This is a genomic window from Pseudomonas sp. GW823-FHT02C02 (assembly GCF_058797635.1).
Genome location: NZ_JBXAJV010000019.1, coordinates 65,599 through 82,356, shown reverse-complemented (window position 1 = coordinate 82,356; position 16,758 = coordinate 65,599). Strand labels below are relative to the sequence as shown.

Genomic DNA, 16,758 nt, shown 5'->3' with positions numbered 1-16,758 from the left:
ATCTCAGATGTAAAAAAGCCCCGCCTGGATCACCAGGCGGGGCTTTTTAGTGGCCGATGGAATCAGACGAGGGGTTTAGGCTCGTGTTCTTTTTCCAGGGCTTGTTCGTGTTGCTCGACCGCTTCCTGTACGGAGCGCGGTGCTTCTTCGATGACCGATTCGGCAACAGGTGCCGCTTCGATCACTTCAGCCACAACCGGTGCAGGCTCGTCAGCGACAATCGCTTCAACCGGAGCAGCAGCGGCAGCCAGTTCGGCTTCCTTCTGCAGACGCTCTTCTTCACGCTTGCGACGACGCACTTCACGTGGATCGTTCGGTGCACGGCCGCTTGGCGTCAGGGCGCTGACAGGGGCGGCTTCGACTTGCGGTGCAGCCACTTCGGCAACGACCGGCGCTTCAACCACTGGAGCAGGCTCGGCGGCGACAACTACTGGCTCGGACACCATGGCTTCAGCAACCTGAGCTTCAGCAACCGGAGCAGGCGCTTCAACCGCAGCCGGCTCGGCAACCCAGTTGAACGCGGTTTGTTCTTCACGAACTTCGCGTACAGCTTCGGTTACGGTTTCGCTGGAGGTTTCGGCAGCTGGCTCGGCAGCAAACACTGGCTCGGGGGCCGCTTCAACTTCAGGCTGTGCTTCACGAACCGGTGCCACTTCGATTTCCGGAGCAGCAGTGGCTTCTACCGGAGTCGTTGCTTCCACTACTGGCGCTTCGACCGAAGCCGTTTCCAGGGTGGCGGCCGTTGCGCGTTCGGCTTGCTCGTTGGCTTGTGCTTCAGCAGGCGCGCTGATCACGGTGCTGGCAACGGCTGCGGTAACAGCCAGGCCGGCGGCCAGATCGGAAGTGCTTGGCGCTTCGTTGCTTTCGCCCGCTTCGCTGCCTTCGGCGGATTCGGATTCTTCCGAACCTTCGATCACGTTGCCGTTGGCATCGCGTTGACGCTCGCGACGGTTGCTGCGACGACGCTGGCCACGGGAGCGGCGGCGTGGACGATCGCCTTCGGCGCCTTCCTGACCGTCTTCCTGCAGTTGCTCTTCGTTGGTTACCAGTTCTTCTTCGGCAACCGCGGCAGCGGCTTGCTCTGCACGTGGCTGACGTTCTTCACGCGGTGGGCGCGGAGCGCGTTCTTCACGTGGCTGGCGAGCTGGACGCTCTTCAGCGGTCGCAGCAGCGGCTGGAGCGGTGGCATCCAGAGGTTCGCGCAGTTCACGCACGCGCTCTTCACGCTCGCCACGTGGCTTGCGGTCTTCGCGAGGTGCGCGCGGTGCACGTTCTTCACGAGGGGCGCGTGGTGCGCGCTCTTCACGTGGAGCACGTTCTTCGCGGGCGACTACCGGGGTTTCTTCCCGGGTTTCGCGTGGTTGACGCTCTTCGCGTGGCTCACGTGGTGCGCGTTCTTCACGCGGTGCACGTTCCTCACGAGGCTTGCGCTCTTCATCGCGGCGACCGTTACGGTTGCGGCTCTGCTGACGACCGTTGCGACGCTCTTCGTTACGGGCCGGGCGCTCGGTGGTCGCTGGTTTTTCAACCACAACCGGAGCAGCAGGCTCTTCCTTGGTAGCAAACAGGCTGACCAGCGACTTCACCAGGCCTTTGAACAGGCTTGGCTCTGGCACGGCGATCGGTGCAGCAACAGGTGCGGCTGCGACGACTTCGGTCGGAACCGGAGCGTTGGCGCGGGCCGGCGCGGTCTTGACTGCGGCTTCCTGACGAACCAGGGTGCGGGTCGCGGCGGCTGGCTGGACTTCTTCGACTTCGGCAGCGGCTGCTGCGATTTCGTAGCTGGACTGGCCGACTGCGGCTTCCGGGCTGTCATCACGCAGACGCTGAACTTCGAAGTGCGGCGTTTCGAGGTGATCGTTCGGCAGAATGACGATGCGGGCACGGGTGCGCAGTTCGATCTTGGTGATCGAGTTGCGTTTTTCGTTGAGCAGGAAGGCTGCGACCGGAATCGGCACTTGGGCGCGAACTTCGGCGGTGCGGTCTTTCAGGGCTTCTTCTTCGATCAGGCGCAGGATCGCCAGGGACAGCGATTCAACGTCACGGATGATGCCGGTGCCGTTGCAACGCGGGCAAACGATGCCGCTGCTTTCGCCCAGGGATGGACGCAGGCGCTGACGGGACATTTCCAGCAGGCCGAAGCGCGAGATGCGACCGACTTGCACGCGAGCGCGGTCGGCTTCCAGGCATTCGCGGACTTTTTCTTCCACGGCGCGCTGGTTCTTGGCAGGGGTCATGTCGATGAAGTCGATGACGATCAGGCCGCCGATGTCGCGCAAGCGCAACTGACGGGCGATTTCTTCGGCGGCTTCAAGGTTGGTCTGCAGGGCGGTTTCTTCGATGTCGCTGCCTTTGGTGGCGCGCGCCGAGTTGATGTCGATGGACACCAGGGCTTCGGTCGGATCGATAACGATGGAGCCGCCGGAAGGCAGTTCAACGACGCGCTGGAAAGCGGTCTCGATCTGGCTTTCGATCTGGAAGCGGTTGAACAGCGGAACGCTGTCTTCGTACAGCTTGATCTTGCTGGCGTACTGCGGCATCACCTGGCGAATGAAGGTCAGGGCTTCGTCCTGGGCTTCAACGCTGTCGATCAGCACTTCGCCGATGTCCTGGCGCAGGTAATCGCGGATGGCGCGGATGATCACGTTGCTTTCCTGGTAGATCAGGAACGGCGCGGAGCGATCCAGCGAAGCTTCTTTGATGGCGGTCCAGAGTTGCAGCAGGTAGTCGAGGTCCCACTGCATTTCTTCGCTGCTGCGGCCCAGGCCGGCAGTACGAACGATCAGACCCATGTCGGCTGGTGCAACCAGGCCGTTCAGGGCTTCACGCAGTTCGTTGCGCTCTTCACCTTCGATGCGACGGGAGATACCGCCGGCACGCGGGTTGTTCGGCATCAGCACCAGGTAACGACCGGCCAGGCTGATGAAGGTGGTCAGGGCAGCGCCCTTGTTGCCACGTTCTTCTTTTTCGACCTGAACGATGACTTCCTGGCCTTCGCTCAGGACGTCCTTGATGTTGACGCGGCCTTCAGGGGCTTTCTTGAAGTATTCGCGGGAGATTTCTTTGAGGGGCAGGAAGCCGTGGCGCTCAGAGCCGAAATCGACAAAGGCAGCCTCAAGGCTTGGTTCGATGCGAGTAATCCGGCCTTTATAGATGTTGGCCTTCTTTTGCTCGCGTGCACCGGATTCGATGTCCAGGTCGTAGAGGCGTTGGCCATCTACCAGTGCAACACGCAACTCTTCGGGTTGAGTTGCGTTAATCAGCATTCTTTTCATGTAGTACCGTCGGTTTCCGGGCTGCCGGAAACGGCGTTCGGCACACACGACTTCTCATGGTCGGTGTCAGGTGCGTCGGGAGTGGTTGGCCATTCCCGTGTCCAGCGATGTCTGGCCAATTGGGCCGTTATCGCGACTTACGCGTCCTGCTTGCTGTGGCTACTTAAGCACTCAGTCAGGAGGAGGAATCAACCAGCGGCTGTGGACGAGATGAAGCGTCTTGATAAAGCCTATTGCTACACAGTCCAGCGGTTGTGCATCTCCACCCTACACGTATCCCTGATAATTCGGGTGCTGCCGCGCGCAGAATCCGCAGCGGGTTGGCATTTACCGTGAGCTCCGAAGGGGGAGGTCACGCATCATGGCTAATTTAGGCGTTGTTTCCGAAGCGTTCGCTCGGGGTCGTCCTTAGCTGACTGCACTTTGTGAACTGGCCATGAATATTGGCTCGCAAGGGGAGTGAAAACTCTGCTTTGCGGCTTGATTCAGGCCTCATGTCACCTGCGCTTGTTACAGCTGCAAACTCCACCGTTACGTAGCGAAAGCCCCGTAGGACGGCCTCGCGTCCTGGTGAATTGCGTTGGTCAGGGCCGGTTTTTGACCGTTAGTCCGCTGTCCAGGCCGCTTTTGGCGGCGTTCGCGACTATAGCAGCAATGATTAAGTGCTTCAATTCCATAAAAAATTGTTATCATCCGCGGCATGACGACTACTGCCCCTTCGACCCCAGCCGTACAACTGCTGGAGGTCTCGCCGGAATATGCCGGCCAACGTATTGATAACTTCCTTCTCGCTCGGCTCAAAGGCGTGCCCAAGACCTTGATTTACCGCATTTTGCGCAAGGGCGAAGTGCGAGTGAACAAAGGTCGGATCAAGCCCGAATACAAGCTGCAGGCGGGCGATATCGTGCGCGTGCCGCCGGTTCGCGTGCCTGAACGCGACGAGCCGGTGCCGCTGGCCCAAGGCCTGCTGCAACGCCTCGAAGCCTCGATTGTGTTCGAGGACAAAGCGCTGATCGTGATCAACAAGCCTTGCGGCATTGCGGTTCATGGCGGCAGCGGCCTGACTTATGGGGTGATCGAAGCCTTTCGTCAGTTGCGTCCCGATTGCAAGGAGCTCGAACTGGTTCACCGTCTCGACCGTGATACCTCCGGCCTGTTGATGATCGCCAAGAAACGCAGCATGTTGCGCCACTTGCACACGGCCTTGCGCGGCGACGGCGTCGACAAGCGCTATATGGCGCTGGTCCGTGGTAACTGGGCGGCTTCGATCAAGCAGGTCCGCGCGTCGCTGGGCAAGAGCAATCTGCGTTCCGGCGAGCGTATGGTCGAGGTCGACGAGGAGGAGGGCAAGGAGTCTGTGACCGTGTTCAAGGTCCTGCGCCGCTTCGGCGACTTTGCCACCCTGATCGAGGCCAGGCCGATTACCGGCCGGACCCACCAGATTCGCGTCCATACCTTGCATGCCGGGCATTGCATCGCTGGCGACACCAAGTATGGCGACGAAGGTTTCAGCAAGGAAATTCGCGATTTGGGCGGCAAACGCCTGTTTCTGCACGCCTACCTGCTGACTGTGCCGCTGCCCGATGGTGGCGAGCTGAAATTGCAGGCGCCGGTGGATGAAATGTGGGCCAAGACCGTGGAGCGCCTGAGTGCACCCCTCTGATTACAAACTGCTGATTTTCGATTGGGACGGCACGCTTGCTGACTCCATTGGTCGGATTGTCGAGGCGATGCATGTCGCGTCCGAACGGTCCGGGTTTCAGCTGCGCGATGATTTTGCCGTCAAAGGCATTATCGGTCTGGGTCTGCCTGAGGCCATTCGCACGTTGTACCCCGATATTGGCGATGCCGAGCTGGTTGCGTTCCGCCAACACTATGCGGATCACTACATCGCCGCAGAGTCTGTGCCTTCACCGCTGTTCGAGGGTGTGCTTGAGTCGATGGAGGCGTTTCGCGCCGAGGGTTATCATCTGGCTGTGGCCACGGGCAAGGCGCGTCGCGGGCTGGATCGGGTGCTGAAAGCCCATGGCTGGGAAGATTATTTCGATATCACCCGCGCCGCCGACGAAACCGCCAGCAAGCCCCATCCGCTGATGCTTGAGCAGATTCTCGCGCATTGCGAGGTTCGCCCGGAGCAGGCGCTAATGGTGGGCGATTCGTCCTTCGACCTGCAGATGGCGCGTAACGCCGGTATGGATTCGGTGGCAGTCAGTTATGGCGCGCAATCGATCGACGCGCTGAAGCTGTTCGAGCCGCGACTGGCCATTGATCGTTTTTCAGAATTGCATGCCTGGCTGGGTCAGCGGGCTTAACGGGTTTTTGCTGGGGTAGATGTCATGACCGACGAATGGAAAGCGCCCGCCAAGGCGAGCGCAGAGAGCGGTGACGAAAAAAGCTGGAAGCTGCTGGAAACGACCCTGCTGGCCAGTGTCCAGGAGCAGCGCCGGTCTCGTCGCTGGGGTATTTTCTTTAAATTGCTGACCTTTGTGTACCTGTTTGGCGCGTTGATTCTGTTCACGCCGCTCATGGATATGGAAAAAAGCGCGACCCGCGGTTCCCACTACACGGCGTTGATCGATGTGACCGGCGTGATCGCCGACAAGGAGCCGGCCAGCGCCGACAACATCGTTGGCAGTCTGCGTGCTGCCTTCGAGGATGAGAAGGTCAAGGGTGTGGTCCTGCGCATCAACAGCCCGGGCGGCAGTCCGGTGCAGTCGGGTTATGTGTATGACGAGATCGTCCGTCTGCGCGGCTTGCACCCGGATACCAAGGTGTACGCGGTGATCTCTGACCTGGGCGCTTCCGGTGCTTACTACATCGCCAGCGCGGCGGATCAGATTTACGCCGACAAGGCGAGTCTGGTCGGTTCCATTGGTGTGACGGCGGCCGGTTATGGTTTCGTCGGCACCATGGAGAAGCTTGGCGTCGAGCGTCGGACCTACACGTCGGGCGAGCACAAGTCGTTCCTCGACCCGTTCCAGCCGCAGAAGCCTGAGGAAACTCAGTTCTGGCAGGGCGTTCTGGATACCACGCACCAGCAGTTCATCAACAGCGTGAAGAAAGGCCGTGGCGACCGTCTCAAGGATAAAGAGCATCCAGAGTTATTCTCCGGGCTGGTCTGGAACGGTGAGCAGGCGTTGCCGCTGGGTCTGATCGATGGCCTGGGGAGTGCCAGTTCGGTGGCGCGCGATGTAATTGGCGAGAAGGAACTGGTGGATTTCACCGTTCAGGAATCGCCATTTGATCGTTTCTCGAAAAAGCTCGGTGCCAGCGTGGCTGAGCAACTGGCGATATGGATGGGCTTCCAGGGGCCTTCGTTGCGTTGATTCTTTGGTTGCACCAGAAAACCGGCCTCAGTGGCCGGTTTTTTGTGTTCAGGGAATTTGCACGCCCTCGGCCAGTAGCATGTCGATCAGGCGAATCAGCGGCAGGCCGATCAGGCTGGTGGCGTCAGGGCCTTCGGTGCTTTGAAACAGGCTCACCCCCAAGCCTTCGGCCTTGAAGCTGCCAGCGCAGTCGTAGGGCTGTTCGGCGTGCAGGTAGCGCTCGATGCGTGTCGGGTCGAGGGTGCGCATGTGCACGGTGAAAGGCACGCAGTCGACCTGGCAGTCGCCGGTCTGGCTGTTGAACAGCGCCAGGCCCGTCAGGAAGGTCACGCTGGCACCGCTGGATGCCAGTAGTTGTTCGCGGGCCTTCTCGAAGGTGTGGGGTTTGCCGATGATTCGATCGCCGAGGACGGCAACCTGGTCGGAGCCGATAATCAGATGAGCAGGATGGCTGCCGGCCAGTGCCCGGGCTTTTTCTTCGGCAAGGCGTTTTACCAGTTCGATGGCCGTCTCGCCGGAGCGATGGCTTTCATCGATATCCGGTGAGCTGCAGGTGAATGGCAGCTGCAAGCGGGCCAGCAATTGCCGGCGATAAACCGAGCTTGAAGCGAGTAATAAAGGCAGCATGCGTATCTCCGGAAGACAGGCGCGAATTCTACCGAGGCTTCCAAGTGACGGACAGGGCTGAATTTCCTTTGACATGGCTGGGTGCATCCCTATAATGCTGCGCCTATGTTGAATGACCCGATTCCACCTCACGTTGACCCGCGCAAATTGGCTGACCGTGGCACCACCCTTCAAGGTGAACTGCTGCTGGCCGATTTGGAGAGACTCTGCGACCCGCTTTCCGATACTGTCGGTACGGTGCAGGCTAAATTCGTTTTTGAACGAGATGAACGTAAGTCTGTGGTAATCCACAGTTTTATCGACACCGAAGTCAAAATGGTTTGCCAGCGTTGTCTTGAGCTGGTCACCCTGCCGATCCATAGCGAATGCAGTTATGCTGTGGTGAAGGAGGGTGCGAATACCCAGTCGTTGCCGAAAGGTTATGACGTGCTGGAACTGGGCGAAGATCCATTGGATCTGCAGTCACTGATCGAGGAGGAGCTTCTGCTCGCCTTGCCCATTGTGCCTGCTCATCATCCGGAAGAATGCCAGCAGCCGGCGGGTCTCGATGAGCCCGAACCGAGCGAGGACGAGGTAACGCGGTCCAACCCGTTCAGTGTATTGGCGCAGTTAAAGCGTGACCCAAACGTTTAGGAGTTAATCAATTATGGCTGTTCAGCAGAACAAAAAATCCCGCTCTGCCCGTGACATGCGTCGTTCGCACGACGCCCTGACGGCAAGCACTCTGTCTGTAGAAAAAACCACCGGTGAAATTCACCTGCGTCACCACGTATCGCCAGAAGGCGTATACCGTGGCCGTAAAGTGATCGACAAGGGCGCTGACGAGTAATCACTTGTCTGCTCAAGTCATCGCGATTGACGCAATGGGCGGGGACTTCGGTCCCCGCAGCATTGTTCAGGCCAGCCTTGCTTGTCTGTCTGCTACGCCCTCGCTGCACCTGACCCTCGTCGGTCAACCCTCTCTTCTTGAAGAATTGCTCTCTGGCCAATCGGCTGTGGATCGCTCGCGCCTGTCGATTGCTCCGGCGTCCGAAGTCATCACCATGGACGAAAAGCCTGCCCAGGCCTTGCGTGGCAAGCCTGACTCGTCGATGCGCGTGGCGCTTGAGTTGTTGCGTGATGGCAAGGTTCAGGCCTGTGTCAGTGCCGGCAATACCGGTGCGCTGATGGCGTTGTCGCGGTTTGTGCTCAAGACGTTGCCCGGCATCGATCGGCCGGCGATGGTGGCGGCGATTCCAACGCAGAAGGGTTATTGCCAGTTGCTCGACCTCGGCGCCAACGTTGATTGCAGTGCCGAGCATTTATTGCAATTTGCGGTGATGGGCTCAGTGGCGGCAGAAACCCTCGGCATTGTTCGCCCACGGGTGGCCTTGCTGAACATCGGCACCGAAGACATCAAGGGTAATCAGCAGGTCAAGCTGGCGGCGACCTTGTTGCAAAGTGCTCGCGGCATCAACTACATCGGCTTTGTCGAAGGTGACGGTTTGTACCGGGGCGAGGCGGACGTGGTGGTGTGTGACGGCTTTGTCGGCAATATCCTGCTCAAGTCCAGCGAAGGCCTGGCGACCATGATTGCCGGGCGCATCGAAGCCTTGTTCAAGAAAAACCTCGCCTCGAAAATGATCGGCGCGCTGGCGCTACCCCTGATGAAGCGTTTGCAGGCCGATCTGGCGCCTGCGCGACATAACGGCGCAAGCTTCCTGGGTTTGCAGGGGATTGTGGTGAAAAGCCACGGTTCGGCCGGGGTTCAGGGTTTTCAGAGTGCCATTTCCCGTGCGCTGATCGAGATCCAGGAAAACCTTCCGGAACGCATTCACGGTCGTCTGGAGGATTTGTTGCTTTAGGCGTTTTCGTCGGACAATGCTTAAATGTGACCGCTCAGTTCAATTGGCCATCCAACTGTCAGTTTCTTGCGTCCCCCAAGCGGGACGTCAAATTCTCCGACGACAAGATCATTAGGGGCTTGTTACATGTCTGCTTCCCTCGCATTCGTCTTTCCAGGACAGGGTTCGCAGTCCCTCGGCATGCTGGCCGAGTTGGGCGCACAACATCCGGTTGTCCTCGAAACATTCAAAGAAGCTTCCGATGCTCTGGGTTACGACCTGTGGGCACTGACCCAGCAAGGGCCGGAAGAGCAACTCAATCAAACCGATAAAACCCAGCCGGCCATTCTGACTGCCTCGATCGCCTTGTGGCGTCTGTGGCTGGCGGAAGGCGGCGCGCGTCCGGCTTACGTTGCCGGTCACAGCCTGGGCGAGTACAGCGCACTGGTCGCGGCGGGCAGCCTGAGCCTGGGCGCCGCCGTCAAGCTGGTGGAGCGCCGTGGTCAGTTGATGCAGGAAGCGGTTCCGGCCGGGCAGGGCGGCATGGCCGCAATCCTGGGTCTGGAAGATGCTGACGTGTTGGCCGCCTGTGCCGAAGCGGCGCAAGGCGAAGTGGTTAGCGCGGTCAACTTCAACTCCCCGGGCCAGGTCGTGATCGCCGGTGCCAAGGCTGCGGTCGAACGCGCCATCGAAGGCTGCAAGGCTCGTGGTGCCAAGCGTGCCATGCCGTTGCCGGTCAGCGTGCCGTCCCATTGCGAATTGATGCGTCCGGCAGCCGAGCGTTTCGCTGAGTCGATCGCTGCCATTGACTGGCAGGCTCCGCAGATCCCTGTGGTGCAGAACGTCAGCGCCAATGTGCCGGCCGATCTGGAAACCCTCAAGCGCGATCTGCTTGAGCAGCTCTACAAGCCTGTACGCTGGGTTGAGTCGGTCCAGGCGCTGGCCGCCAAGGGCGCGACCCAGCTGGTCGAATGCGGCCCTGGCAAAGTACTCGCCGGCCTGAACAAGCGTTGCGCCGAAGGCGTGTCGACATCCAACCTCAATACCCCAGACGCTTTCGCTGCCGCCCGTGCAGCGCTGGCCTGAATCAGGAGAAACTTGCATGAGTCTGCAAGGTAAAGTTGCACTGGTCACCGGTGCGAGCCGCGGTATCGGCCAGGCCATCGCCCTGGAACTGGGTCGTCAGGGCGCTATTGTTGTCGGTACCGCGACGTCCGCTTCCGGCGCCGAGCGTATTGCCGCTACCCTGAAAGAAAATGGTATTCAAGGCACTGGCCTGGAACTCAATGTCACCAGCGACGAATCCGTTGCTGCGGTGTTGGCGAGCATCACAGCACAGTTCGGTGCGCCGGCGATCCTGGTCAACAATGCCGGTATCACCCGCGATAATCTGATGATGCGCATGAAAGATGACGAATGGCATGACGTCGTCGATACCAACCTGAACAGTCTGTTCCGCCTGTCCAAGGGCGTTTTGCGCGGTATGACCAAAGCCCGTTGGGGACGAATTATCAGTATTGGCTCGGTTGTGGGTGCCATGGGCAACGCAGGCCAAGTAAACTACGCAGCCGCCAAGGCCGGTCTGGAAGGTTTCAGCCGTGCACTGGCGCGTGAAGTCGGTTCGCGTTCGATTACGGTAAACTCGGTGGCCCCAGGGTTCATCGACACCGATATGACCCGCGAACTGCCTGAGGCACAGCGTGAAGCCTTGCAGACGCAGATTCCGCTGGGCCGTCTGGGGCAAGCTCAAGAGATCGCGTCTGTGGTCGCTTTTCTTGCATCCGACGGTGCGGCTTACGTTACTGGGGCTACAATCCCGGTGAACGGCGGGATGTACATGAGTTAAATGTGACGGATTGCTTCAAAAAAATGTCATACGAGCTGTCTAAAATCCGTTATAAAGCTGCAATCTATTTATAGGCAGAGGGTCGTCGGGTTTGAGGAGTGAAGCTTTCAGTTGAAAAACTGAAAAGTCTTTCTATACACTTACCCACTGGCCAGCTGCCTGAATTTGTCCATTAGGAGTGAAAACAAGGTATGAGCACCATCGAAGAGCGCGTCAAGAAAATCGTTGCTGAGCAACTGGGCGTTAAAGAAGAAGAAGTGGTCAACACTGCTTCCTTCGTTGAAGACCTGGGTGCCGACTCCCTTGACACCGTTGAGCTGGTGATGGCTCTGGAAGAGGAATTCGAGACCGAAATCCCTGACGAAGAAGCTGAGAAGATCACTACTGTACAAGCCGCAATCGATTACGTTACTAACCACCAGGCTTAATAGCTTGTAATCGTTGCTTGCTGTCATGGAAAAACCGCACTGCCATCACGGCGTGCGGTTTTTTCTTTAGGCCTGATGCAAAGTCGTCATTTGAAAAAGGAGAGTGCTGTGTCGCGTAGACGCGTCGTAGTCACCGGTATGGGTATGTTGTCGCCACTGGGCACGGATGTGCCAAGCAGTTGGCAGGGCATTCTGGCTGGCCGCAGTGGCATTGGTCTGATCGAACACACCGACCTTTCTGCCTATTCCACCCGTTTTGGCGGCTCGGTAAAGGGCTTCAATGTCGAGGAATACCTGTCGGTCAAGGAAGCTCGAAAGCTCGACCTGTTCATTCAGTACGGTCTGGCCGCAGGTTTTCAGGCTGTACGTAACGCAGGCCTTGAAGTCACCGACGCCAACCGTGAACGCATTGGCGTGGCCATGGGGTCGGGTATTGGCGGTCTGACCAATATCGAAGAAACCAGCCGCACCCTGCATGATTCCGGGCCACGACGGATTTCTCCGTTTTTCGTGCCTGGCTCGATCATCAATATGATTTCCGGTTTTCTGTCCATCCACTTGGGTGCACAGGGACCTAACTACGCCATCGCCACCGCGTGTACCACCGGTACGCACTGCATTGGCATGGCTGCGCGCAACATCATGTACGACGAAGCCGACGTGATGATTGCCGGCGGCGCCGAGATGGCGGCTTGCGGTCTGGGCATGGGTGGCTTCGGTGCTTCCCGTGCGCTGTCGACCCGCAACGACGAGCCAACCCGTGCCAGCCGTCCTTGGGACAAGGGCCGTGATGGCTTCGTTTTGTCCGACGGTGCCGGCGCCCTGGTTCTCGAAGAGCTGGAGCACGCCAAGGCGCGCGGCGCGACCATCTATGCCGAGCTGATCGGTTTCGGCACCAGCGGCGATGCCTACCACATGACTTCGCCTCCCGCCGATGGCGCCGGTGCTGCCCGTTGCATCACTAATGCCTTGCGCGATGCCAGAATCAATGGCGATCAGGTCCAGTACATCAACGCCCACGGCACCTCGACCTCGGCCGGCGACCTCGCCGAAGCCTGTGCGATCAAGTCGGTGTTCGGCGATCACGCCTACAAACTGGCCGTCAGTTCGACCAAGTCCATGACCGGTCACTTGCTGGGTGCAGCAGGCGCAGTCGAGGCGATCTTCAGTGTGCTGGCGATCAACAGCCAGGTAGCGCCACCGACCATCAACCTCGATGAACCGGACGAAGGCTGCGATCTCGATTTCGTGCCGCACACCGCGCGCAATATGGATATCGATGTGGTGCTCTCCAACTCCTTCGGATTTGGCGGTACCAACGGCTCGCTGGTGTTCCGCCGGTTCGCTGACTGATGGACAGCTGGGTCGACGGTCAGCCGGCTGACGCTTTGTCGCTGAAGGATCGCGGCCTGGCTTACGGTGATGGTCTGTTCGAGACCATCGCCGTGCGTGGTGGGCAACCCTTGTTGCTGGACCGACATCTGTCGCGTCTGGCCGATGGCTGTTCACGGCTGGCGATCACTGCCGATCACGAGCTGATCCGCAGTGAGCTGCTGGCCTATGCCGCCGCACTGGGTCAAGGTGTGCTCAAGCTCATCCTCACCCGCGGCGACAGTCTGCGTGGTTACGCTCCCGATCCTTCGGCTCAGGCCCGACGTATTCTGCAAGGAAATCCACCCGCTGCTTATCCTGCCGTTCATGGCGAGCAGGGCGTTCGCCTGTTCCCGTGTGCGACGCGACTGTCCAGGCAACCACTGCTTGCCGGCCTCAAACACCTGAACCGCCTGGAGCAGGTCATAGCCCGTTCCGAATGGCAGGACACCGAGCATGCCGAAGGCTTGATGCTCGACAGGACAGGACGGGTGATCGAAGGCGTATTCAGTAATCTTTTCCTGGTGCGCGATGGCGTGTTGATCACAGCCGATTTGAAGCGCTGCGGCGTGGCGGGTGTGATGCGTGCCGAATTATTGTTTCAAGCCGAGTCATTGGGGATCCCCACGCAAATCACCGACATTAGCCTCGATCAGCTGCAATGGGCCGATGAAGTCTTTGTCTGCAACAGCGTGTATGGCGTTTGGCCGGTGCGCGCCTATGCTGCGCTGAGCTGGCCGGTTGGGCCGCTCACCCGTAAACTCCAAACCATTGCCCATGCGCTACTGGATGCTTGATACGTGAGACGTAAATTGTTGCTGCTGCTGGAAACCGGATTGGTTCTGGCAGGGCTGTGTCTGGGCGCCTCCGCCTGGAAGATTCATACGGCGCTGAATCAGCCGCTGAACATCACCCAGGAAGAACTGCTGGAAGTGCCTAAAGGCACGACACCCACCCGCACCTTCTATCGACTCGAAGCCGATGGCGTCATCAAGGACGCTTTCTGGTTGCGCGTGTATTGGCGATTCAATCTGGCCGGACAACCCTTGCACAAGGGCGAATACCGCATGCAGCCCGGCATGACCGTCGAAGGGCTGATCGACCTGTGGAAACGTGGGGACATCGTTCAGTACAGTCTGACTCTGGTCGAAGGCTGGAATTTTCATCAGGTCCGGGCGGCATTGGCCAAGGATGAAAAACTCGAGCAGACCCTCAACGGCTTGAGCGATAGCGAAGTGATGACCAAGCTGGGCCATACCGGGATCTTTCCCGAGGGCCGGTTCTTCCCCGACACTTACCGCTTCGTGCGGGGCATGACCGACGTCGATCTGCTGAAAAAAGCCTACGATCGCCTCGACGAAGTCCTGGCCAGGGAATGGGAGCAGCGCGCTGCTGATTTGCCGTACACCGAACCCTATCAGGCGCTGATCATGGCCTCGCTGGTTGAAAAGGAAACCGGTGTGCCCCAGGAGCGCGGGCAGATTGCAGGCGTGTTCGTGCGACGCATGGCGATGGGCATGCTGCTGCAGACCGATCCGACGGTGATCTACGGCCTGGGTGATCGCTACAGCGGCAAGTTGACCCGCGCCCACCTCAAGGAGGCCACGCCGTACAACACCTATATGATTTCGGGCCTGCCACCCACCCCGATTGCCATGGTCGGCCGCGAAGCGATCCATGCCGCGTTGAACCCGGTGGCAGGCAACAGCCTCTACTTTGTGGCTCGCGGTGACGGCAGCCACGTGTTCTCCGATGATCTGGACGCCCACAATAATGCGGTGCGCGAGTTCCAGCTCAAGCGTCGTGCCGATTATCGGTCCAGTCCGGCACCGGTCTCCGCGCCAGAAACTCCGAGTGCCGACACACCGGGTGCCGAAGCGCCGATTCCGGCCGCTTCGCCCAATCCCGATCCCGAAGCTTTGCCAGAAGTAGCGCCACAAGACGCGCCGCAAGAACCCGCTCCGGCGCCCGAACCCGTGCCCGAGCCGGACACACCGGCTCCGCAAAGCCCGCAATGACTCTGATTAAGGACTGCCCGTGACTGGCTTGTTTATTACCCTGGAAGGCCCGGAAGGCGCCGGCAAGAGCACCAACCGCGAATACCTGGCCGAGCGCCTGCGCGCCGCCGGTATCGAGGTGGTGTTGACCCGCGAGCCGGGTGGTACGCCCTTGGCCGAGCGGATCCGCGAGGTGCTGTTGGCGCCGGTTGATGAAGTCATGAACCCTGACACCGAGCTGCTGCTGGTGTTCGCCGCGCGCGCCCAGCATCTGGCCGAGGTGATTCGCCCGGCGCTGGCCCGCGGCGCGGTGGTCTTGTGTGATCGCTTTACCGATTCGACCTACGCCTATCAGGGCGGCGGTCGTGGTCTGTCGCTGGAGCGTATCGCGGCCCTCGAAACCTTTGTGCAGGGCGATTTGCGCCCGGATCTGACGCTGATCTTCGATCTGCCGGTGGAAGTGGGTCTGGCCCGCGCCAGCGCTCGCGGTCGCCTGGATCGTTTTGAACTCGAAGGCCGAACCTTTTTTGATGCCGTGCGCAGTGCGTTCCTCAAGCGCGCTGAAGCTGACCCGGCGCGTTATGTGCGGGTCGATGCCGCTCAGCCGCTGGCACAGGTTCAGCAGTCGCTGGACGCCTTGCTGCCACGCCTGCTGGAGTTGGCCCGTGGCTGAAGCCTATCCGTGGCAGGACAGCCTCTGGCAGCAGTTGGCCGGTCGCAAGCAACATGCGCACGCCTATCTGCTGCATGGCCCGGCCGGGATTGGCAAGCGGGCGCTGGCGGAACGGTTGATGGCCAGTTTGCTGTGCCAGCGTCCGACCGCGCAGGATGCCTGCGGTGAATGCAAGTCCTGCCTGCTGCTCAAGGCCGGCAGCCACCCCGACAACTACATCCTGGAACCCGAAGAGGCCGACAAGGCGATCAAGGTCGACCAGGTGCGCGATCTGGTCAGTTTCGTGGTCCAGACCGCCCAAATGGGCGGGCGCAAGGTGGTGTTGATCGAGCCGGTCGAGTCGATGAACATCAACGCCGCGAACGCCTTGCTCAAAAGTCTTGAGGAACCGTCCGGCGACACCGTTTTGCTGTTGGTCAGCCACCAGACCAGTCGTCTGCTGCCAACCATCAAGAGCCGCTGCGTACAGCAGGCTTGTCCGCTGCCGAGCGAAGCGATGAGTCTTGCCTGGCTGGCCAAGGCCCTGCCGGACAGCTCGGAAGAAGAGCGTATCGAACTGCTGACCCTGGCGGCCGGCTCCCCGCTGGCGGCGGTCAAGTTGCAGGCCCAAGGCGTGCGCGAACAGCGAGCTCTGGTGGTCGAAGGCGTGAAGAAGCTGCTCAAGCAGCAGCAATCGCCGACGCAATTGGCCGAAGAATGGAAAACCGTCCCGCAGTTGCTGTTGTTCGACTGGTTCTGCGACTGGTCGAGTCTGATCCTGCGCTATCAATTGACCCAGGATGAGCAGGGGCTGGGGTTGGCGGACATGCGCAAGGTCATTCAATACCTGGCGCAGAAAACCGCTCAGGATAAAGTCTTGAATATCCAGGACTGGATTCTCGCCCAGCGTCAGAAGGTCATGAGCAAAGCTAACCTCAATCCGGCCTTGTTGCTGGAGGCACTGCTGGTGCAATGGGCATCCTTGCCTACCCAGAAGTGATCGTCTGTGCCTAGACTCTGATCATCAGCAATGGAGGTCAGCATGAATGAAGCCGTCAATCCGGGGCCGCGCAACGGCATTTTGTCCCTGACCATCAAGGACAAGTCCGTGCTTTACGCGGCCTACATGCCGTTCATCAAGAACGGTGGCCTGTTTATCCCGACCAACAAGAGCTACAAGTTGGGCGACGAGGTGTTCATGCTGCTGAACCTGATGGATGAGATCGATAAGATCCCGGTAGCCGGCAAGGTTGCCTGGATTACGCCCAACGGTGCGCAGGGCAATCGGGCTGCCGGGGTCGGCGTACAATTCAACGACGGCGACAACACCGCGCGCAGTCGAATCGAAACCCATCTGGCCGGAGCCCTGAAGTCCGACCGTCCCACTCATACGATGTAAGTTGCAGCCCTTTT

17 protein-coding genes are annotated in these 16,758 nt (G+C 59.7%); 15 read left to right on the top strand and 2 right to left on the bottom strand.

Annotated features, from left to right (window positions below):
- Positions 1-62: 62 nt before the first annotated feature.
- The gene (rne, locus tag AC1ROI_RS27665; protein WP_102594310.1) at positions 63-3,275 is read right to left on the bottom strand and encodes a ribonuclease E; all 3,213 of its coding nucleotides are present in this window, start codon (positions 3,273-3,275) and stop codon (positions 63-65) included.
- A gap of 700 nt (positions 3,276-3,975) precedes the next feature.
- On the opposite strand from rne, the gene rluC reads away from it, so the two are divergent.
- From rluC to sppA, 3 genes are read left to right on the top strand one after another with little or no spacing between them, the layout of a single operon-like run.
- Entirely contained in the window at positions 3,976-4,938 is a 963-nt protein-coding gene (gene rluC, locus AC1ROI_RS27660) for a 23S rRNA pseudouridine(955/2504/2580) synthase RluC (RefSeq protein ID WP_010461871.1), read from the top strand.
- Positions 4,925-5,587, top strand: a complete 663-nt coding sequence (locus AC1ROI_RS27655; RefSeq protein WP_102594309.1) for an HAD-IA family hydrolase — start codon at positions 4,925-4,927, stop codon at positions 5,585-5,587. The genes rluC and AC1ROI_RS27655 overlap by 14 nt, the downstream gene beginning before the upstream one ends.
- A 24-nt stretch (positions 5,588-5,611) precedes the next feature.
- Positions 5,612-6,601, top strand: coding sequence for a signal peptide peptidase SppA (gene sppA, locus AC1ROI_RS27650; protein ID WP_102594308.1), 990 nt, complete (start codon positions 5,612-5,614; stop codon positions 6,599-6,601).
- 48 nt (positions 6,602-6,649) lie between these two features.
- Here the strand turns inward: sppA and AC1ROI_RS27645 are convergent, their stop codons facing one another.
- Positions 6,650-7,228, bottom strand: a complete 579-nt coding sequence (locus AC1ROI_RS27645) for a Maf family protein (RefSeq protein ID WP_102594307.1) — start codon at positions 7,226-7,228, stop codon at positions 6,650-6,652.
- A 105-nt stretch (positions 7,229-7,333) separates the two neighbouring features.
- On the opposite strand from AC1ROI_RS27645, the gene AC1ROI_RS27640 reads away from it, so the two are divergent.
- From AC1ROI_RS27640 to AC1ROI_RS27585, 12 genes are all read left to right on the top strand, one after another.
- On the top strand, positions 7,334-7,861 hold the full coding sequence (locus AC1ROI_RS27640; RefSeq protein ID WP_004371317.1) for a YceD family protein: 528 nt from the start codon (positions 7,334-7,336) through the stop codon (positions 7,859-7,861).
- A gap of 13 nt (positions 7,862-7,874) precedes the next feature.
- The gene (gene rpmF / locus AC1ROI_RS27635; protein WP_008152339.1) at positions 7,875-8,057 is read left to right on the top strand and encodes a 50S ribosomal protein L32; all 183 of its coding nucleotides are present in this window, start codon (positions 7,875-7,877) and stop codon (positions 8,055-8,057) included.
- 4 nt (positions 8,058-8,061) lie between these two features.
- Positions 8,062-9,072 carry a phosphate acyltransferase PlsX gene (plsX, locus tag AC1ROI_RS27630; protein WP_102594306.1) on the top strand — a complete coding sequence of 337 codons (1,011 nt, stop codon included), beginning with the start codon at positions 8,062-8,064 and terminating at the stop codon, positions 9,070-9,072.
- A gap of 126 nt (positions 9,073-9,198) precedes the next feature.
- Complete coding sequence (gene fabD / locus AC1ROI_RS27625) at positions 9,199-10,137, top strand: ACP S-malonyltransferase (protein ID WP_042932292.1); 939 nt, start codon at positions 9,199-9,201, stop codon at positions 10,135-10,137.
- 16 nt (positions 10,138-10,153) lie between these two features.
- The gene (gene fabG, locus AC1ROI_RS27620; protein WP_010461854.1) at positions 10,154-10,897 is read left to right on the top strand and encodes a 3-oxoacyl-ACP reductase FabG; all 744 of its coding nucleotides are present in this window, start codon (positions 10,154-10,156) and stop codon (positions 10,895-10,897) included.
- Between the two features lie 191 nt (positions 10,898-11,088).
- Positions 11,089-11,325 (top strand): acyl carrier protein, encoded by a 237-nt coding sequence (acpP, locus tag AC1ROI_RS27615; RefSeq protein WP_003442511.1) that lies wholly within the window; start codon positions 11,089-11,091, stop codon positions 11,323-11,325.
- Between the two features lie 108 nt (positions 11,326-11,433).
- Entirely contained in the window at positions 11,434-12,678 is a 1,245-nt protein-coding gene (gene fabF / locus AC1ROI_RS27610) for a beta-ketoacyl-ACP synthase II (protein ID WP_008152330.1), read from the top strand.
- Positions 12,678-13,493, top strand: coding sequence for an aminodeoxychorismate lyase (pabC, locus tag AC1ROI_RS27605; protein ID WP_010461852.1), 816 nt, complete (start codon positions 12,678-12,680; stop codon positions 13,491-13,493). Before fabF ends, pabC begins: the two co-directional genes overlap by 1 nt.
- Positions 13,494-13,496: 3 nt before the next feature.
- Positions 13,497-14,714 (top strand): endolytic transglycosylase MltG, encoded by a 1,218-nt coding sequence (gene mltG / locus AC1ROI_RS27600; protein ID WP_042932290.1) that lies wholly within the window; start codon positions 13,497-13,499, stop codon positions 14,712-14,714.
- Between the two features lie 19 nt (positions 14,715-14,733).
- The gene (gene tmk, locus AC1ROI_RS27595; protein ID WP_010461848.1) at positions 14,734-15,366 is read left to right on the top strand and encodes a dTMP kinase; all 633 of its coding nucleotides are present in this window, start codon (positions 14,734-14,736) and stop codon (positions 15,364-15,366) included.
- Positions 15,359-16,345, top strand: coding sequence for a DNA polymerase III subunit delta' (locus AC1ROI_RS27590; protein WP_102594305.1), 987 nt, complete (start codon positions 15,359-15,361; stop codon positions 16,343-16,345). Before tmk ends, AC1ROI_RS27590 begins: the two co-directional genes overlap by 8 nt.
- Positions 16,346-16,387: 42 nt before the next feature.
- Positions 16,388-16,744, top strand: coding sequence for a PilZ domain-containing protein (locus tag AC1ROI_RS27585; protein ID WP_010461846.1), 357 nt, complete (start codon positions 16,388-16,390; stop codon positions 16,742-16,744).
- The last annotated feature ends 14 nt before the right edge of the window (positions 16,745-16,758 follow it).

Coding starts and splice junctions, on each gene's coding strand:
- AC1ROI_RS27585 (WP_010461846.1), top strand. CDS start 16,388: ATGAATGAAGCCGTCAATCCGGGGCCGCGCAACGGCATTTTGTCCCTG.
- acpP (WP_003442511.1), top strand. CDS start 11,089: ATGAGCACCATCGAAGAGCGCGTCAAGAAAATCGTTGCTGAGCAACTG.
- rpmF (WP_008152339.1), top strand. CDS start 7,875: ATGGCTGTTCAGCAGAACAAAAAATCCCGCTCTGCCCGTGACATGCGT.
- rluC (WP_010461871.1), top strand. CDS start 3,976: ATGACGACTACTGCCCCTTCGACCCCAGCCGTACAACTGCTGGAGGTC.
- pabC (WP_010461852.1), top strand. CDS start 12,678: ATGGACAGCTGGGTCGACGGTCAGCCGGCTGACGCTTTGTCGCTGAAG.
- fabG (WP_010461854.1), top strand. CDS start 10,154: ATGAGTCTGCAAGGTAAAGTTGCACTGGTCACCGGTGCGAGCCGCGGT.
- AC1ROI_RS27645 (WP_102594307.1), bottom strand. CDS start 7,228: ATGCTGCCTTTATTACTCGCTTCAAGCTCGGTTTATCGCCGGCAATTG.
- AC1ROI_RS27640 (WP_004371317.1), top strand. CDS start 7,334: ATGTTGAATGACCCGATTCCACCTCACGTTGACCCGCGCAAATTGGCT.
- rne (WP_102594310.1), bottom strand. CDS start 3,275: ATGAAAAGAATGCTGATTAACGCAACTCAACCCGAAGAGTTGCGTGTT.
- fabD (WP_042932292.1), top strand. CDS start 9,199: ATGTCTGCTTCCCTCGCATTCGTCTTTCCAGGACAGGGTTCGCAGTCC.
- sppA (WP_102594308.1), top strand. CDS start 5,612: ATGACCGACGAATGGAAAGCGCCCGCCAAGGCGAGCGCAGAGAGCGGT.